The following is a 17,168-nucleotide window of genomic DNA, read 5'->3' on the forward strand; positions in this document are numbered from 1 at the left end:
CGCACCGCGTCCAACCAGCCTAACATGCGTATATGAGCGACAAATATCTCAAGGATGTCTACGGGTTGGAAACGCCCGAGGCCACCCGAGCGCACTATCAGAAATGGGCATCATCCTATGACGCCGAAGTCGGGTCGCATGGCTATGCCACGCCTGGCCGCGTCGCCGAAGCGCTATGGTCAAAGATGCCTGAACCTCAGACTCCTGTTCTGGACTACGGCTGTGGCACTGGATTGTCAGGAATGGCGCTGCACGCGGCTGGATTTCAGGTGATCGACGGGATCGACCCCACATTGAAGATGCTTGAAGAGGCTAAGGCCAAAGGTATCTACAGAAATCTGACCACGTTTGAGATCACCAATCCGGATCCATTGGAGCAAGGCGCATATAAGGCGATCACCGCGATTGGCGTGATCGGAACCGGTGCGGCGCCGCCAGAGACCTTCGACCTGTTGATGAATGCGTTGCCCAAGGATGGGTTGCTGGCGTTTTCGTTCAATGATCATACGCTCAACGATCCGTCTTATACGAGCCGCCTGAACGATTGGCTGGACATGGGGGCCGCTAGGCTGTTGTTTAAGGAATATGGTCCTCACTTACCAGGGATGGACCTTAAATCAGACGTATATGTTGTTGAGAAAACGTGACATTTACTACCAGGTTTGCCCCTTCTCCAACGGGCCCTCTTCATCTTGGCCATGCATATTCCGCACTTCTAGCCAGTGATATGGCTGCTGAAGAAGGTGGCCAATTCCTGTTGCGGATTGAGGACATAGATCGCTCCAGATGCCGAGAACATTGGGAGGATCAGATCTACGGTGACTTGGGATGGTTGGGCTTGGAATGGCCTGTACCGGTAATGCGCCAGTCATTGCGCCTTTCCACGTACGAAGAGGTGTTGAGAGACCTGTGGTTGCGTGGCCTGTTGTATCCATGCACGTGCAATCGCCGGGATATCGCCGCCGCAGCCGGTGCGCCGCAGGAAGGTGTGCCCTTGCATGGGCCGGACGGAATTATCTATCCGGGTACGTGCCGGGAGGTTTCAGACAGAACCGGACCCATGCCAACTGACACGCCCCTTCGATTGGACATTGCTAAGGCCGCAAGCGCAGTTCCCGAATTGTTCAAGATGACCTCTCAACAACTTGCAAACGCAGCTTTTTTCGAGGAAACCGGCACCGGCCCAGAAGGCGAAAGCGGACATATTGCCTTCACAGCCAAAGAGCTTAGAGAAACCATCGGCGACGTAGTACTGGCACGGCGCGATATGGGGACATCCTACCACCTATCCGTCGTTCTGGACGATGCGGCGCAGAGCGTGACTCATGTTGTGCGCGGTCAGGACTTGTTTGAGGCAACCCGTATTCATGTGCTGCTTCAAGCGCTTCTTGGCTTGCCGACCCCTATGTACCACCACCACCGGCTAATACGCGACGACACAGGAAAACGGCTGGCCAAGCGCGACGACGCGCGGGCTATTGCCAAGTACCGGGCCGAAGGAGTTTCCGCAGGTCAAATCCGCACCATGGTCGGGCTTTGAGCCCTACTCCATCGGTGACATCAACTCGACTTCCTCACCGTCACGAACGGCAGTGTAGAAACAGGTACGGCGGTTTGTGTGGCATGCTGCGCCTGTCTGCCGCACCAGGACCAACAAGCAATCCCGGTCACAATCCACACGAAAATCCACCAGCTCCTGAACATGGCCTGACGTTTCACCCTTGATCCAAAACGACTGCCGCGAGCGCGACCAATAGGTCACCCGGCGGGTTTCCAGCGTTTTTTCAACCGCTTCGGCGTTCATCCAGGCCATCATCAGAACTTCGCCAGAGGCGTCATCCTGTGCAATGGCGGGAACCAAGCCAGCCTGGTTATACTTCAAGCTCGACGGATCGAATGTGATGGTCTCGGACATCATAAAAACCTTTTGCATCCCGGTGGATGCTCACTATGTATGGGGAACACGCAACGAGGGAAAGCCATGTCCGGCGAGAACGACCTGATAAAGCTCTATTCCGGCCGCATACTAGCGCTTGCCGCTGATATTCCGCATCTGGAGCGGCTGGAAAACCCTGACGCAACCGTGAAAAAGCGGTCGCCATTGTGTGGGTCGACCGTGACGGTGGACGTCAAGGTTCTGGACGGTCGGGTTGCCGAGTTTGGACAGGATGTAAAAGCCTGCGCGCTGGGTCAGGCGTCCGCTTCGGTTGTTGGTTCTGCCGTGATTGGTACCACACGCGCGCAAATCGAAACGGCACGGGATCAATTGGCGACCATGCTGAAGAAAGATGGCCCTCCCCCCGATGCCCCGTTCGACGGTCTGGAAGTCCTCATGCCAGCGCGCGACTACAAAAACCGCCACGCCTCGATTCTACTAGCGCTGGATGCGACTGCCGAGGCGATGGAGCAGGCCGAACAGGCCAATTGCGCCTGAACATGGTAATTCAGTTCAAACCCATCTAACCTCCTGTCCAATCAGGGGGAGTCATTGGTTTGAATAATTTACTGGAACACTTCGTCACCCTTTGGGTAGTCATTGATCCGATTGGCACCATCCCTGTGTTCATCGCAGTGACGGCTGGGCTTGAAGCCGCGGCGCGTCGGAAAACGGCTTTGCTGGCTGCTGCTATCAGCGCCGGGGTTTTGTTGTTTTTCCTGGTTTGCGGACAATGGCTGATCGAGGCGCTGGATATCGGACTCAACTCGTTTCAGGTCGCCGGCGGGATCATTCTGTTCCTGTTTGCTCTGACGATGATCTTTGGTGAAAGCAAACAAGACATCGAACGTCGTGAAGCCGAAGACGATCAGGAGGACAAGTTTCACCAGCATAACCCGGCGATTTTCCCCTTGGCCGTGCCGTCACTTGCCTCTCCCGGTGCGATGCTGGCAGTGGTTATTCTGACGGATAACAGCCGCTACAGCGCCACTGATCAGAGCATCACCGCGTTGGTCATGCTATCCGTGATCGCCATTGCCTTTGTTTTGATGCTGCTGGCCGAACCAATCATCCGTCTGATCGGACATTCCGGCGCGGCGATTATCAGCCGGATCATGGGCATGATCCTTGCTTCAGTCGCAGTGAACTCCGTACTTTCCGCGATGCTGGAAATATTCAAAACCGGTCAATTGTAAAAAAAACCGCCGCACCTTCCGGGCGGAAAGGGCGGCGGCAGGCATTGCGTTTCTCGCGTGGGACCCGGATATCCGCGCAGGGCCGAGGCATGGCCCCTTCAAGGGAATTGGGACAGGCAGGTCACCCTTGACTGAAATGGGGATGACAGCGCGGTTTGATCGGCACGAGATCGCAGGCAGAAAGGGTCAGAACGCTCCGGGAAGGTGAAGGGCTACCACCAGCATGACCACCAACGACACAGCACCGGCAGCGTCTTGCAACAGCGTTGCTTGCGAGCGGCTAATGGCAGTCTTGATTTGGGTCAGCATGGTCTCACCTCCGGTCAGGGTTTTAATCCTTTGTTGACCTTTTGTTCTCATATTTCGCCGAGTCGGTAAAGAACTTTTTGAGAACATTTGTGAACTTACGGGAACACTTTTGCTAACCTACTGAAATCAAACGGATTGCTTGATCCTGTTTCATAAGCCACAAAAGAACACGCACTGCCTGCCCCCGTTCGGTGCCAAGTTTCGGGTCTTTGCTCAGCATATTGCGTGCATCTGCTTGTGCAATTGCCATCAACCCAGCCTGTCGTTCCAAATCCGCAATCCGGAACTTAGGCAGCCCTGATTGCGCCGTTCCGATCAGGTCTCCTGCGCCGCGCATCTGCAAGTCAGTCTCGGAAATCCGAAACCCGTCTTCGGTCTCACGCAGGACTTCCAGTCGTTTGCGTCCGCCCTCGCTCAGAGGGGGTTGATACATCAGCAGACAGGTCGAGTCCGCCTCACCCCGTCCGACCCGCCCGCGCAATTGGTGCAGCTGGGCCAGCCCGAAAATCTCGGCTCGTTCGATCACCATGATCGAGGCATTGGGAACGTTAACGCCAACTTCGATGACTGTTGTGGCAACCAATACCTTTGTCTCGCCTTTCTGAAAGGCTGCCATAGCGGCGTCTTTATCGGCGGCAGGCATCTGGCCATGAACCAGACCGACCATGCCTTCTCCCATCACAGTGCGCAGGCGTTTGAACCGTTCCTCCGCGGCCGTCAGGTCCGACACTTCGGATTCATCGACCAGCGGGCAAACCCAATAACACTGGCGGCCTTCGTTGATCGCCCGACGCAAGTGCGCCACGACGTCTTCCATGCGTTCGGTGCTGATGATGGCCGTCTTGATCGGCTTTCGCCCCGGAGGTTTTTCGTCCAGAACAGAGACATCCATGTCTCCGTACTGTGCCAAAGCCAGGCTGCGCGGGATTGGCGTGGCGGTCATGACCAGAACATCCGCGCCCTGCCCTTTTTCGGAAAGCTCCATCCGCTGGCGGACGCCGAACCGGTGTTGTTCATCAACGATGGCCAAACGCAATGCGCGGAACTCAACATCGCTTTGAAAAACCGCGTGAGTGCCGACGAGGATGTGAATGTCGCCCTGTTTCAACGCTGCGAGTTTGGCGCGCCGCTCGGCCCCCTTATCCCGGCCTGTGAGGATTTCCAGAACGACCCCGGCCTCTTCGGCTAGCGGCCGCAGGCCCTCAAGGTGTTGGCGAGCCAGAATTTCCGTGGGCGCCATCATCACGCCCTGACCGCCGGCCTCAACAGCAACCAGCAGCGCCATGAAGGCTACCAGTGTCTTTCCTGCGCCGACATCGCCTTGCAGCAACCGGTTCATGCGCGCGTCCGAGGCCATATCAGCGGTGATTTCCTCGATCGCCCGTATCTGGGCGCCGGTTGGTTTGTATGGAAGACTGCGCAAAACTTTGGCCTGCAGGGAACCGGTGCCAACGCTCATGATCCCCCGCGCCTTACGTTCGCGCTGCCGGGCCAATGCCAGCGTCACCTGATGGGCAAACAGCTCATCATAGGCCAACCGTTCGCGGGCCGGAGCGTGCGCAGCAACATCATCTGCCCCTTGCGGATTGTGAGCTGCCGAAATGGCCGTCGCCCAATCCGACCAATTCTGCTGCCCAACCTGAGCGGGATCAATCCACTCAGCCAGTTGCGGTGCGCGTGCTAGCGCGCTGCGGGCGGCTTTGTATGCTGTTTTCTGGGTGATGCCCTGGGTCAAATGATAGACGGGCTCAAACTCAGGGATGTCACCTGCATTTTCCAACGGCAGCATGTGATCGGGGTGGACCATCTGAGCCATTCCGTCGAACAGTTCGAGCTTTCCAGAAATCACTCTGCGGCTTCCCTGCGGCAGAACCTTCTTCAGATAGTCACCGCGCGCATGGAAAAACACCAATTGGAAGTCGGTTTGCGAGTTCTCGACATGAACCCTATAGGCCCCGCCCTTATTGCGTGGTGGCCTGTGCGTTCCGACCGTAACTTCGACGGTTAACGTCGTCGGCAGGTCGGCCCCCTTGATCGATTCACGCCGACGCCGGTCCACGACCGCATATGGCAGGCCGAATAACACGTCGCGCGGAGACTCGATGCCCGACTGCACCATGACCTGAGCGGTCTTGGGACCAACGCCGTCAAGGGTCTCGAGCCCTGCAAACAGCGGAAAAAGAACTTCGGGACGGCCACTCATGCGGTGCCGATCAGTTGCAGCCATTCGTCCTCGTCCAGGGTCTTGATGCCAAGATCTGAGGCTTTCTTGGCTTTGGACCCGGCTCCTGGGCCCGCAACCAGAATGTCAGTCTTCTTGCTGACCGAACCCGAAACCTTGGCCCCCAGGGACTCGGCCCGTGCTTTGGCTTCGGCGCGGGTCATCTTTTCCAGCGTGCCGGTGAAAACAACCGTTTTTCCTGCCACCGGACTGCCCGAAGTGTCCGGGCGTTTCGCGTCCTGCACATCCAGTTGTTCGACAAGGGCGTCAATGCTGGACCGCTCTGCCTCCTGAGCGAAAGAGGACACCAGTGCACGGGCCATAACCTCTCCGACGCCGTCGATCCCCAGCAGTTCGTCCCATTCAGGGCCTTCGAAATTCGCAGCCGCGGTGACAGCCCGTTCAAAGTCGGACCAGGCACCATAATGGTTGGCGATCAGATTTGAGGCCGCCTCACCAACGTGTCGAATGCCCAACGCGAACAAAAGCCGTCCGAAGGGTATTTTGCGTTTCTCGTCGATAGCGTCCCAGAGATTGCCCGCGCTTTGTGCGCCCCAGCCCTTGCGGTTGGCCAGCTTGTTCAGGTTGGTCGCGTCCCGGCCTTGCAACGTGAAAATATCAACGGGCGCTCTGACCGGCAGATCGGGGTCGTCGTAGAACATTTCGATCTGTTTCGCGCCTAAACCTTCAATGTCGAACGCCTTGCGAGACACAAAATGTTTCAGCTTTTCAACGGCCTGAGCAGGGCAAATAATACCACCTGTGCACCGCCGAACGGCGTCGCCTTCTTCGCGAACTGCATCACTGCCGCATTCCGGGCAGGACATAGGAAAGACATAAGGTTCCGCATCTTCAGGGCGTTTCGAAATGTCGACATCAGCAACTTTTGGGATCACGTCACCTGCACGATAGACCTGTACCCAGTCACCGACACGAATGTCCTTGCCATCCCGGATCGTCCCCCCCTTTGCATCGCGACCCGCAATATAGTCTTCATTGTGCAGAGTGGCATTTGACACGACAACACCGCCTACGGTTACAGGGTGCAGCCGCGCAACGGGGCTAAGCGCGCCAGTACGGCCTACCTGAATGTCGATCGCTTCCAACCGTGTCCAGGCCAGCTCGGCCGGAAACTTGTGAGCAATCGCCCATCTGGGGGTCGTGGACCTGAACCCCAGCCGGGCCTGAAGCGCCAGATCGTTCACCTTGTAGACGACACCGTCGATGTCATATCCAAGCGTGGCCCGTTGTTCTTCGATGCTACGGTAGTGACTTAGCATCTCACTGGTCGTCTCACACACAGCCGTTAAAGGATTGGTCGAGAAACCTAACTTGGCCAGCCGTTCTATCGCTTCCGATTGCGTATCCGCCAGAGGTTCAGACAGTTCGCCCCACGCATAGGCAAAGAACCTGAGAGGACGTGAATGGGTGATTTTGGGATCCAGTTGTCGAAGCGACCCCGCCGCCGCGTTTCTTGGGTTTGCAAACGTCTTTTCGCCCAGTTCTGCCTGTCGCTCGTTCAGCTTTTTGAAGTCTTCATGCGACATATAAACTTCGCCGCGTACCTCCAGAACATCCGGGGCGTTTTCGACATTGTGCGGGATATCCGAGATCGTCAGGGCATTTGCGGTGACGTTTTCACCAACTTCACCATCGCCACGGGTGGATGCCTGAACAAGCTTTCCCTGTTCGTACCGCAAAGAAAGAGAAAGGCCGTCGATCTTAGGCTCAGCGGTGAACTCCAGTGGGGTCGAGGTCTCCAGCCCGAGGTATTTCCGGATCGAACGGTCAAAATCTGCAACGTCTTCATCATTGAACGCGTTGCCCAACGACATCATACGAACCGCATGAACGACCTTTGAAAACCCCTCGGCTGGGCGCGCACCAACTTGATCCGAGGGGCTGTCGGACCGCTTCAACTGAGGGAATTGCGCCTCAATGTCGGCGTTCCGGCGTTTTAGCGCATCGTATTCCGCGTCGGAGATATCAGGAGCGTCGTCGACGTGGTAAAGCGTGTTCGCACGCGAAATAAGATCAGCAAGCCGCGCGAGTTCCGCACGCGCTGCATTTTCGGTCAGATCATTTACCGGAATCAAATCGCTCATGGCCTCGCCCTGTCACGTAGTCTTGGACCTCAGTGATAGGGCGAGGTCATGGTCAGGTCCAGCCGTGCTGTTCAGTGAGTGAGGTGGTCGCCCCGGACCTCCGGCGACCAAGTCTCATCCTGGATCAGGCGCCAACCGCAATACGGCGTTCGTCCATGTTGTTGCTTTGAGGTTCACGCAGGACGTAGCCCCTGCCCCAAACGGTCTCGATATAATTATCGCCGCCTGTCGCATTGCTGAGTTTCTTGCGCAGTTTACAAATAAACACATCAATGATTTTCAGTTCCGGCTCATCCATGCCGCCATAAAGATGGTTTAGGAACATTTCCTTGGTCAGAGTTGTCCCTTTCCGCAGACTTAGCAATTCCAGCATCTGGTATTCCTTGCCGGTCAGGTGAACAGGCTTGCCTTCAACCTCAACAGTTTTGGCATCCAGGTTCACTGCGACCCGCCCCGTGTGGATCACTGATTGCGAGTGACCTTTGGAACGGCGGATAATCGCGTGAATACGGGCGACGAGTTCTTCCCGATGGAAAGGTTTTGTCATGTAGTCGTCAGCGCCAAAACCGAATCCCTTGATCTTGCTTTCGGTATCATCCGCGCCCGACAAGATCAGGATCGGTGTCTCGACCCGTGCAATACGCAACTGGCGCAGCACTTCATGCCCGTTCATGTCCGGCAGGTTCAGGTCCAGGAGGATCAGGTCATAATCGTACAGTTTCGCTAGATCGATGCCTTCCTCGCCAAGATCCGTCGCGTAGACGTTGAGGTTGGCGTGCGTCAGCATCAGTTCGATGCTTTTGGACGTGGTGGGATCATCCTCGACAAGAAGTATACGCATTTACTGCTCCAATTCGGGTCAATTACCAATTGAAATTGAACCTGATCAAAAATGGTTAACTTGATGTTACCGTTGAATCATTTATTCACTTTCTCCTTTAGGTTGTCGATATTTTTTTAAGGCCGTGACCTTCAAAGCGTCCATTCCGTGTTCTGCGACCGCGGAAACCCAGGAATTGAACTCTTCATCACTCAGCCCATAGCGCTTTTTGGCGTCCGACAGGGAAATCAGCCCATAAACAACGCCACGCACCACGATGGCCTTGCGCGAGGCGACCCATCTGCTTGTCTCGGCAGGTGGCAGGTCAGCACGCGATAAAACCGTTCCATCCGGCAGGGTTACGGACCTTGGCCCTTCGACTTTGTGCAAATACATCTCTCGACCCTTTTTCTGCTGCGACAAAGCTGACAACAGCCTACTTAATGCTGAGTGAAACCGCCCCTTGAGAGTGTGTAGAATTTTCCTATATTCTGCCGGTCTTTCTTAACCCGGACTGGAATCGTCATGGCCCTCGATACCGAGACACCGCTGAACTCGCTTGGCTTTGCCAAACCCCCGTCGGAAACGCGGGTGGTTGTTGCCATGTCCGGCGGCGTGGACAGTTCCGTTGTCGCCGCCTATCTGGCCGATCAGGGCTATGACGTCGTTGGCGTGACGCTGCAGCTTTATGACCACGGTGCCGCCTTGGCCAAGAAAGGTGCCTGCTGCGCAGGGATCGACATCCACGACGCACGCCGTGTTGCTGAAGAGCGTGGCTTTCCGCACTATGTGCTGGATTACGAAAATATCTTCAAAGACGCCGTGATCGACGAATTTGCGGACAGCTATCTGGCCGGCGCGACTCCGGTGCCCTGTATTCGCTGTAATGAACGCGTAAAATTCAAGGACCTGCTGGAAACGGCTCAGGACCTAGAGGCCGACTGCATGGCCACCGGCCATTACATTCAGCGCAAGATGGGCGCCAATGGCCCGGAACTGCACAGCGCCGAGGATGCGAACCGGGATCAGTCCTATTTCCTGTTCTCGACAACGCCCGAGCAGTTGGACTATCTGCGCTTCCCGCTGGGCCACCTGCCCTCCAAGGATGCAACCCGTGAGATGGCGGCGCAATATGGTCTGTCGGTTGCGGATAAGCCTGATAGCCAGGACATCTGCTTTGTCCCGAACGGCAACTACGCCAGCGTGATCGAAAAACTCCGCCCCGGCGCTGCCGAACCGGGTGAAATTGTCCATTCCGACGGTCGGGTACTGGCCCAGCACAACGGCGTCATTCACTACACCATAGGCCAACGCCGCGGTCTGGGCATCGGTGGGCTGAGCGAGCCCTTGTATGTTGTGAAGCTCGACGTGGATAAAAAGCAGGTCGTGGTTGGCCCCAAGGAATTGCTGGCGACGCGGACCGTACCCGTGCGTGAGATCAACTGGCTGGGAGATGAGCCCTTCACCTCGCAGAAAGAATGGCATTTGTCGGTCAAGGTTCGTTCGACCCGTCCCCCGCGCGAGGCGATTGTTCGTCCTTTGTCTGAAACCACGGCCGAGGTGGAATTGCTGACGCCCGAGGAAGGCATCTCACCGGGTCAGGCCTGCGTGTTCTATGCCAACGAAGGCTCCCGCATCTTTGGTGGCGGCTGGATATGGCGCGGCTACTGAGGCCCTAGCCTTCAGATCACAAAACGTCTGTCGGGCTGTTGACCAGAATATACAGTCCGACGGAGACCATGATGTAAGGCGCGATCCGATCGAGCCTTGCGAAGCGTGGTCCCAGCACCTGCGCTCGCGGCGCACCCCAGCTTGCAACACTGATCAAACCAGCAAGCGCGCAGGCCGCCCCGATCAACGCCGTCATCCGGAACGCCGGGGTGGAATCCGCAAATAAAGGTGTCATTGCTACCATCGTATCAATCGAAAGGCTCAGAAACAGAGCAACGACCGAAGTGATGGCCCCCGTATCGGGCATCTTGCGGCTGTCAGTGCCCCTGATTTGTTGCCAGATCCCATAAAGCCCCAGACACAAGGGAATAATCCCGAGGTAGCCAACCCAGTTCAGAAATCCGCTTTGGTCCAGGCCGCTGGCAATCACCAGTGCCAGCGAAAGCACAATAGTCTGAGCAACAGCAAACCCAATCACCACACGGCGTGTTTCCATCACCATGATCAATCCGAACATAACAACCAGATTGTCGAGATTGGTCGAGACGGTCACGATCGCGGCCGAGAGTCCGAACAGGATGTGTTCAATCATGGCGTTCGGGCAGTCTTTTTAGTACGGCACGGGCTGCGCGCAGGCCCGGTGCTTCTCCGCCCCGCCCCAACCGATCCATCGTCAGATCCATGGCCTTGTGCTGCGCCTCAGGTTCGGCGGACACGGCCGCCAAAGCCGCGGCAACCTTGCCCGGTTCGCAATCGTCCAGCAAGCACTCGGGAACTGCGCGGGTCTCTGAGACCAAGTTGACAAGGGTCACCGTGTCCAGGTCCACCATGCGCTTTGCGATCAGCGTGGTCAGCCAGTTTAGATTATAGGCGATCACCATTGGCGTTGCCTGCGCAGCCAGTTCCAACGAGACTGTTCCGGACGCCGCCAGTGCCAGTTCAGCCGCAGCAAACGCTGCCCTTTTCTGTGACTGAGCCTCGTCCGAAGGCAATTGGCGAGGGTCCACCACGACCGGCGAACCGGGCCAGTTTTGGACATGCTCGGTAACTGCTTCGACAATATGGGCGACAGCCGGTACGACAACGCGGGTTTCGGGGTGCTCTTTCAGATACAGGCTTAACGATTCACCGAACACGGGCGCCAGACGATCCACCTCGCCCCGACGCGATCCTGGCAAGGCCAGCAGGATTGGAGCTTGCCCAAGATCGTGGGCTTCCCGAAACTTCTGAATGTCCTCGTCTGACGCCACCGGTTCGCTGACGACCGGATGACCGACAAAGTCGCACTCCATCCCCGCACGTTCCATGTAGGGTGGCTCAAATGGCAGCAGGGCCAGAACGTGGTCGATGACCTTTGCCATTTTGTCCGCACGACCCGGACGCCAGGCCCAGACACTGGGGGCAACATAGTGAACGGTTCGAATATCGCTTTGCGCCTTCACCAGCTTGGCGACGCGCAACGAAAAATCGGGGCTGTCGATGGTGATCAGAACGTCAGGCTGGGTATCCAGAACAGCCTGTGCCGTCTCGGCAATCCGGCGTTTGAGATGAAAGAACTTGGGCAGGACCTCGACCAGACCCATGACCGAAAGCTCGGACATGGGGAAACGGCTTTCCAAGCCCTGCGCCTGCATCAACGGGCCGCCGACACCGTCGAATTCGACATCCGGCACAAGGGTTCGTAGCCCTTCCATCAATGCGCCGCCAAGCCGATCCCCCGAGGGTTCACCGGCGACAATGAAAACGCGCATCAGTTCGTCCGCTCGCGGACGTACAGGAACAACCCGAGCCGGTCGCATTCGGCGATGACGCGGTCTTTCTCAAGAACAAGAACGCCGCCCTTTTCGATCACAATCCCGGACAGTCCGGCCGCTACGGCTCCAGACACGGTGTCCGGCCCGATGGCGGGTAGATCAGCACGGCGATCCTGATCCGGCTTTGGTGCCTTGAACAACACGCCGCCGCCCGCATCCGGTCTTTGCGTCAGGGACTGCAACATCCACGCGGTGCCGAATATCCCTTCGATAACCAGAGCCTGTCGTTTGCACACGACGCAAGCCTGCCCCACATCTGCGGCCCCCATTGCACGCACGATTGCGGATCCGCGATCCGCATCGGCCAGATCAGCCTCGGACGGTTGCGATTGCGTCAAGCACCCAAGTTGCGGCAGCAGGTTCGGTGCGATTTCGTGCGCCGCCCGCACTTTAAAACCAGCTTCTTCAAATATGTTAATTACGGCCCGCAGCGCAGCATCGTCTCCGGACATGATCGCTTGTTGCAGGATCGGCACCAGCGGCATCGTTGCCGCGTCGATCCGCCTAGGATCAATAGGCGGACGCCCAACGGCCCCTGCCATGCAGATCTCAGTAACGCCCCGCGCCTTGATGTCAGCGATGAAGCTGCCTAGCTGTTCCAGTGGAAACTCGACATCCGGCGTCAGAGTATCCGGGCTGAACCCTTCCATGGCGCAGATCACTGGACGCTCGGCCAACTGCCCTACGACTTCGCCCGGCAATACGCCCGTTCCCGCAATCAGCGCCAGCATGGGTCTACTTCCCCGGTGTCAAGAAGGATCGGTCCGAATGTCCGGTTACGAAATCCACGATCCGCTGAACGTATTCGCTTTCGTTATCCACTCCGACCCGATGTGCCCGTTCCATGAAGGTTCCATCGCCGGTCGAAAGTTCGCGGAAGGCGGCGCGTAAGGCTGCGATATCCTCTCGAGATACACCACGCCGCTTAAGTCCAACAAGGTTCAGACCATCAAGCTCACCGCGCGGGGCCTGCACCAGACCATAGGGGATCACGTCATTCGGAACCATCGTCAGAGCGCCGATGATCGCGCCGCGTCCGACACGTACCCATTGGTGTAGACCTGAGATGCCGCCCACGATCACGTCATCTTCGATGATGCAGTGTCCTGCCGCACCGGCATGATTTACCATAATCACCCGATTGCCGATCTGGACGTCATGCGCGACATGAACACCTGCCATCAGCAGGCAATCATCACCGATCCGGGTGACGCCACCGCCACCATCGGTTCCGGTGTTCACCGTGACGTGTTCCCGAATTCGATTGCGTTTACCGATTTCAAGCCGGGTGTTTTCACCGCCGAACTTCAGGTCCTGCGGGATTTCCCCGATGACCGAAAAGTTGAAAATTACGGTGTCTTCACCAACAGCGGTGTCACCCGTAACCACGACATGCGATTTTAACTCGACGCGGTCATCTAGCTTTACCTGGCTGCCCACATAGCAAAACGGGCCGATGATGCAGTCCTCACCAATCTGCGCACCGTCTTCGATAATTGCGCTTGGGTGGATACCGCTCATGTCGTTTTTTCCATGTCCCAATCGACATAGGCCGAGAATTCGGCCTCGGCCGCGACTTCACCTTCTACTGTGGCGCGACCGCTGAATTTGAAGATCTTTCCACCTTTTTTGCCACGGACGGTCTCGACATGCATTTCAAGCACATCACCCGGGATCACCTTGCGGCGGAACTTACATTTGTCGATGTTCATGAAATAGATCAGCAGTTCGCTGTCGATTACATCCATTCCAACGCCCAGCATCACGCCCGCGGTCTGGGCCATTGCCTCAACGATAGTCACACCCGGCATGATCGGAGTACCCGGGAAATGCCCCTGGAAATGCGGCTCGTTCATGGTGACATTCTTGATGCCGACCGCCGATTGATAGCCCGAGATGTCCACCACCTTGTCAACCAGCAGAAACGGATAGCGGTGCGGCAATATCCGCTGGATCAGCTGAATGTCTGCGCTTTTGGTTTCCGTGCTCATCTTGCAGTCGTCCCGTTATGGATTTCTCTTTGACGCGTGGTTAGCAACACCACGCCCCAAGGGCAAGCGACCCTATTCGTCGCCCCTGTTTTCTAGCTGGCTTCCGTCGCCAATCAATTCATTGATCCGTGCGATTGCCGCGTCGGTCACATCGGTCCGGTCAGAGCTGAGAAACACGCTAGAGCGTTCAATGACCACCGAGGCACCGGATTCGCGCAACAGATCAATCAGAACCGGTTGTACCAGCTCATAAAATGTCTGTCGGGCTTCCTCGCTTTGGCGGGACAGCGCGTCCAGCTTCGCCCGCTGCCCATCGCGATGAGACTGAACCTTCCTGTCAAACGCTTCGGCAAGCGGCCGGAATTCATCCGGCTGCATCTCGGTGCGTTTTTCCGTCAAATCTTTTTCTTCCCGACTCAGCTCGGCAACGATCCGTTCGTTTTCCTCGGCCAGCAGAACGCCTTCGGCCTCAATCTCTTGCATAACGCGCTGACCAAATTCGGACTCGGCAAACAACCGTTCGCTGGACAACGTCAGGACGCTGGATTGCGGCACACCCAACTGCTGGGCCTGAGCGGGGCCCACGCAGGCCACCGCCAAAAAAACGCACAGGGCCCGCAATGGGCCCTGCACTCTTGAGTATATCGAATTCAACATCTGGGGATCAGAACCGTGCCTGAATGGTCAGGTCAAAATTCTGCTCCTTGTCGAAGTCCTCTTTCTTCAGAGCTTGCGAGAAGTTGAAGCGCAGCGGACCAAAAGGTGTGGTCCACAGAACCGAAAGACCGATGACGTGACGGATGGAGCCGTCGGCACCAACAATATCAGCACCGGCAGTGTTCACGTTGTTGATGTTGTACAGGTTACCGAAGTCATAGAACACGCCGCCGCGCAGGCCTAGCTCTTCTGGCAAGCCCAGAGGGAAGTCTGATTCCAGACGTGCAACCCAGTAGTAGTTACCACCAATCGCATCGTCCTGACCGTTGGACAGGTCGCGCGGACCCAGACCTGCGGGCTCGAAGCCCCGGAACGTGTTCGGCCCGAGAACAAAGCGGTCGATGGTTCGGCTGAAATCGTCGCCTCTCCAATGCAGCGCGCCCAGTTCCAGCGACGCGCGCAGGACGACTTCTTCGCTCAGAACGCGGGTCTGTGCGATACCACGGGCAGTGGTTTTGTAGTATTCGTTATCGCCGCCAAGCCCGGCTGCATCAACACCAACTTCAAATAGAACACCTGCATTCGGGTTCAGACCACCGCGACGGCTGTCATAGACGTAGGACACACCCAGCGAGCTGGTAGTACGTTTGCCCTGTTCGATCTCGGACGCAATGACCGCACCATTGGTTTCATTGTCCTGCTGCGTCATCTCGCTACGGTCCCAGCCGTACCGCAACCGGAGAGACGACAGCTCGCCAATCGCATAGCTCAGCTGAGGATTGAAGAAGACCCGCTGCGTGTCGTAGCTGGCAAAGCTTGAGTTGGTCGAGGCAAGCCCCAGCCCCAGGTCAAATTGCAACCGGCGGCCCAGCAGATACGGTTCGGTGAAGTTCAGAGTGTATTGCTCCGAGTCTTGTGCGGTCGACAGCGTAACACCGAGGTTTTGGCCACGGCCCAGGAAGTTCGATTCGTTCAGACCGATCGCAATCCCGAAACCGTCGGAAACCGAGTAGCTACCACCCAGGCTCAGCGAACCGGTCGGCTGTTCTTCGACGTCCACGTCGACAATCACCTGGCTGGGGGTCGAACCTTCGCGCGGCTCAACGTCTGCCACCGCAAAGAACCCAAGGGCGCGGATGCGCTCGGCACTTTGACGAATCTCACGTGGGTTGAACGGGTCGCCTTCGACAGTGTCGAACTGGCGCCGGATCACGCGGTCCAGAGTCGTCGTGTTGCCTTCGATGTCGATGCGCTCAACAAAAATCCGAGGACCACGTGTCAGAACGAACTGTACATCCAGCGTCAGATCGCGCGGATTGCGCGTAACCCGAGGTTCAACCCGCAGAAAGTCTACACCCTGTCTCAGGCCTAGTCGTTCCTGACGTGCAATCGAGTTTTCGATCAGCGACGGAGAGTAAGTTACTCCCGGTTTGATCTTCAGAGCCGCCTGATACGGGGCCGGATCGACCCCCGGAATTTCGCTGACGGTCGAGATTTTGCCGAACGAGAACTTCTGACCTTCGGTGATGTTCATCACAAGGAAGAACGCATCGCGCTCGCGTGTGAATTCCACATTCGCGCTGTTGACGCGGAAATCCACGTAGCCACGGGACAGGTAAAAGTCCCGAATGACCTGTTTGTCGAATTCGATCCGATCCGCGATGAACGTGTCGCCGCGCAGGAATGTGCGCAGGATGTTCGCCTGCTTAGTCTCAAGCACGCGCCGCAGGCGACGATCCGAGAACGCCCGGTTGCCAACGAAGCTTACGCGTTCAACTTCGATAGTGGTGCCTTCGGCAATCTCAAACACAAGATCGACGCGGTTATCGCTGCGGCGGATAATGCGGGGAATGACCGTCGCCGATACACGGCCCTGTGCCGAGTAGATTTCCGCAATCTGATCTGCGTCGGCTTCGGCAACCTGGGGCGTGAAAACCCGGCGAGGCTGAGAGTTGATGGCCTCCAGCAGGACATCATCCTTCACCCGGCGATTGCCTTCGATGCTGATCTGGTTGATCGTCGGGTACTCAGCGACTTCGATCACAAGAGTACTGCCACGTGGTGTCAACTCGACTGTTTCAAAAACACCACTGTCAAGCAAACGCTGATAGGCGTCATTCAATTCCCCGGCAGTCACTGTCTGCCCCGGTTGAATCCCTGTTCGGGCTATAACTGTCGACCTTTCAATCCGCCGGTTCCCCTCAACATCGAACGAATTGAAGGTGTAGCTTTGCGCGTGTGCTACCCCCGGCAGAGACGCAAATCCAGCTATAAAAACAAAGGAAAAAATACGTAGCGTCTGCCACAAAATCTTGTTTGTTGGCTTCTGCCCCCCGCAGGATGTGCCCGCGCCTCGCCTATCTGTCATTTTTTTCTCTACCCAGAATTTCAGGACTTTATTGTTGAGTAGCGAGATTAATTACCCTTGTCAAAAGACCAAAATACAAA

General features: G+C 56.9%; 18 protein-coding genes. 5 read left to right on the top strand and 13 right to left on the bottom strand.

All coding sequences use genetic code 11. The annotated features are described in order from the left end of the window. Window positions 1-32: 32 nt before the first annotated feature. Together MHN28_RS01635 and gluQRS are read left to right on the top strand one after the other, a co-directional pair. Window positions 33-647 carry a class I SAM-dependent methyltransferase gene (locus MHN28_RS01635; protein ID WP_239335285.1) on the top strand — a complete coding sequence of 205 codons (615 nt, stop codon included), beginning with the start codon at window positions 33-35 and terminating at the stop codon, window positions 645-647. Continuing rightward, complete coding sequence (gluQRS, locus tag MHN28_RS01640) at window positions 644-1,540, top strand: tRNA glutamyl-Q(34) synthetase GluQRS (RefSeq protein WP_239335286.1); 897 nt, start codon at window positions 644-646, stop codon at window positions 1,538-1,540. Before MHN28_RS01635 ends, gluQRS begins: the two co-directional genes overlap by 4 nt. 3 nt (window positions 1,541-1,543) lie before the next feature. Here the strand turns inward: gluQRS and hisI are convergent, their stop codons facing one another. After that, on the bottom strand, window positions 1,544-1,933 hold the full coding sequence (hisI, locus tag MHN28_RS01645; RefSeq protein ID WP_239335287.1) for a phosphoribosyl-AMP cyclohydrolase: 390 nt from the start codon (window positions 1,931-1,933) through the stop codon (window positions 1,544-1,546). A gap of 48 nt (window positions 1,934-1,981) precedes the next feature. Between hisI and MHN28_RS01650 the strand changes: the two genes are divergently transcribed. Next, window positions 1,982-2,434, top strand: a complete 453-nt coding sequence (locus tag MHN28_RS01650; RefSeq protein ID WP_239335288.1) for an iron-sulfur cluster assembly scaffold protein — start codon at window positions 1,982-1,984, stop codon at window positions 2,432-2,434. A gap of 59 nt (window positions 2,435-2,493) precedes the next feature. Continuing rightward, the gene (locus MHN28_RS01655; protein ID WP_239335289.1) at window positions 2,494-3,132 is read left to right on the top strand and encodes a MarC family protein; all 639 of its coding nucleotides are present in this window, start codon (window positions 2,494-2,496) and stop codon (window positions 3,130-3,132) included. Between the two features lie 186 nt (window positions 3,133-3,318). Here the strand turns inward: MHN28_RS01655 and MHN28_RS24775 are convergent, their stop codons facing one another. From MHN28_RS24775 to MHN28_RS01675, 5 genes are all read right to left on the bottom strand, one after another. Beyond that, entirely contained in the window at window positions 3,319-3,441 is a 123-nt protein-coding gene (locus MHN28_RS24775; protein WP_255731862.1) for a hypothetical protein, read from the bottom strand. Between the two features lie 112 nt (window positions 3,442-3,553). Then, window positions 3,554-5,644, bottom strand: a complete 2,091-nt coding sequence (gene recG, locus MHN28_RS01660; RefSeq protein ID WP_239335694.1) for an ATP-dependent DNA helicase RecG — start codon at window positions 5,642-5,644, stop codon at window positions 3,554-3,556. Next, on the bottom strand, window positions 5,641-7,767 hold the full coding sequence (gene ligA / locus MHN28_RS01665; RefSeq protein WP_239335290.1) for an NAD-dependent DNA ligase LigA: 2,127 nt from the start codon (window positions 7,765-7,767) through the stop codon (window positions 5,641-5,643). The genes recG and ligA overlap by 4 nt, the downstream gene beginning before the upstream one ends. Window positions 7,768-7,891: 124 nt before the next feature. Beyond that, a complete protein-coding gene (gene ctrA, locus MHN28_RS01670) occupies window positions 7,892-8,608 on the bottom strand; it encodes a response regulator transcription factor CtrA (protein ID WP_239335292.1) in 717 nt (238 codons plus the stop codon). 81 nt (window positions 8,609-8,689) lie between these two features. After that, window positions 8,690-8,983: a DUF1153 domain-containing protein gene (locus MHN28_RS01675; RefSeq protein ID WP_239335294.1), complete on the bottom strand. Its 294-nt coding sequence runs from the start codon at window positions 8,981-8,983 to the stop codon at window positions 8,690-8,692. A 129-nt stretch (window positions 8,984-9,112) separates the two neighbouring features. On the opposite strand from MHN28_RS01675, the gene mnmA reads away from it, so the two are divergent. Next, window positions 9,113-10,258, top strand: a complete 1,146-nt coding sequence (mnmA, locus tag MHN28_RS01680) for a tRNA 2-thiouridine(34) synthase MnmA (protein ID WP_239335296.1) — start codon at window positions 9,113-9,115, stop codon at window positions 10,256-10,258. A gap of 16 nt (window positions 10,259-10,274) precedes the next feature. Here mnmA and MHN28_RS01685 read toward each other — a convergent pair whose 3' ends face one another. The 7 genes from MHN28_RS01685 to bamA form a co-directional block, all read right to left on the bottom strand. Beyond that, the gene (locus MHN28_RS01685) at window positions 10,275-10,850 is read right to left on the bottom strand and encodes a hypothetical protein (protein WP_239335301.1); all 576 of its coding nucleotides are present in this window, start codon (window positions 10,848-10,850) and stop codon (window positions 10,275-10,277) included. Continuing rightward, window positions 10,843-12,009 (bottom strand): lipid-A-disaccharide synthase, encoded by a 1,167-nt coding sequence (lpxB, locus tag MHN28_RS01690; protein WP_239335303.1) that lies wholly within the window; start codon window positions 12,007-12,009, stop codon window positions 10,843-10,845. Before lpxB ends, MHN28_RS01685 begins: the two co-directional genes overlap by 8 nt. Next, window positions 12,009-12,803, bottom strand: a complete 795-nt coding sequence (locus MHN28_RS01695; protein ID WP_239335305.1) for an LpxI family protein — start codon at window positions 12,801-12,803, stop codon at window positions 12,009-12,011. Before MHN28_RS01695 ends, lpxB begins: the two co-directional genes overlap by 1 nt. Before the next feature lie 4 nt (window positions 12,804-12,807). Continuing rightward, on the bottom strand, window positions 12,808-13,593 hold the full coding sequence (gene lpxA, locus MHN28_RS01700; RefSeq protein WP_239335307.1) for an acyl-ACP--UDP-N-acetylglucosamine O-acyltransferase: 786 nt from the start codon (window positions 13,591-13,593) through the stop codon (window positions 12,808-12,810). Continuing rightward, window positions 13,590-14,063 carry a 3-hydroxyacyl-ACP dehydratase FabZ gene (gene fabZ, locus MHN28_RS01705; RefSeq protein WP_239335309.1) on the bottom strand — a complete coding sequence of 158 codons (474 nt, stop codon included), beginning with the start codon at window positions 14,061-14,063 and terminating at the stop codon, window positions 13,590-13,592. Before fabZ ends, lpxA begins: the two co-directional genes overlap by 4 nt. A 72-nt stretch (window positions 14,064-14,135) precedes the next feature. Next, the gene (locus MHN28_RS01710; RefSeq protein ID WP_370645637.1) at window positions 14,136-14,648 is read right to left on the bottom strand and encodes an OmpH family outer membrane protein; all 513 of its coding nucleotides are present in this window, start codon (window positions 14,646-14,648) and stop codon (window positions 14,136-14,138) included. Between the two features lie 79 nt (window positions 14,649-14,727). Beyond that, window positions 14,728-17,088 (bottom strand): outer membrane protein assembly factor BamA, encoded by a 2,361-nt coding sequence (gene bamA, locus MHN28_RS01715; RefSeq protein WP_239335313.1) that lies wholly within the window; start codon window positions 17,086-17,088, stop codon window positions 14,728-14,730. Window positions 17,089-17,168 lie beyond the last annotated feature (80 nt).

The sequence above is a fragment of the Ruegeria sp. Ofav3-42 genome (assembly GCF_022347725.1).
In the GTDB taxonomy this organism is placed as follows: Bacteria; Pseudomonadota; Alphaproteobacteria; order Rhodobacterales; family Rhodobacteraceae; genus Ruegeria.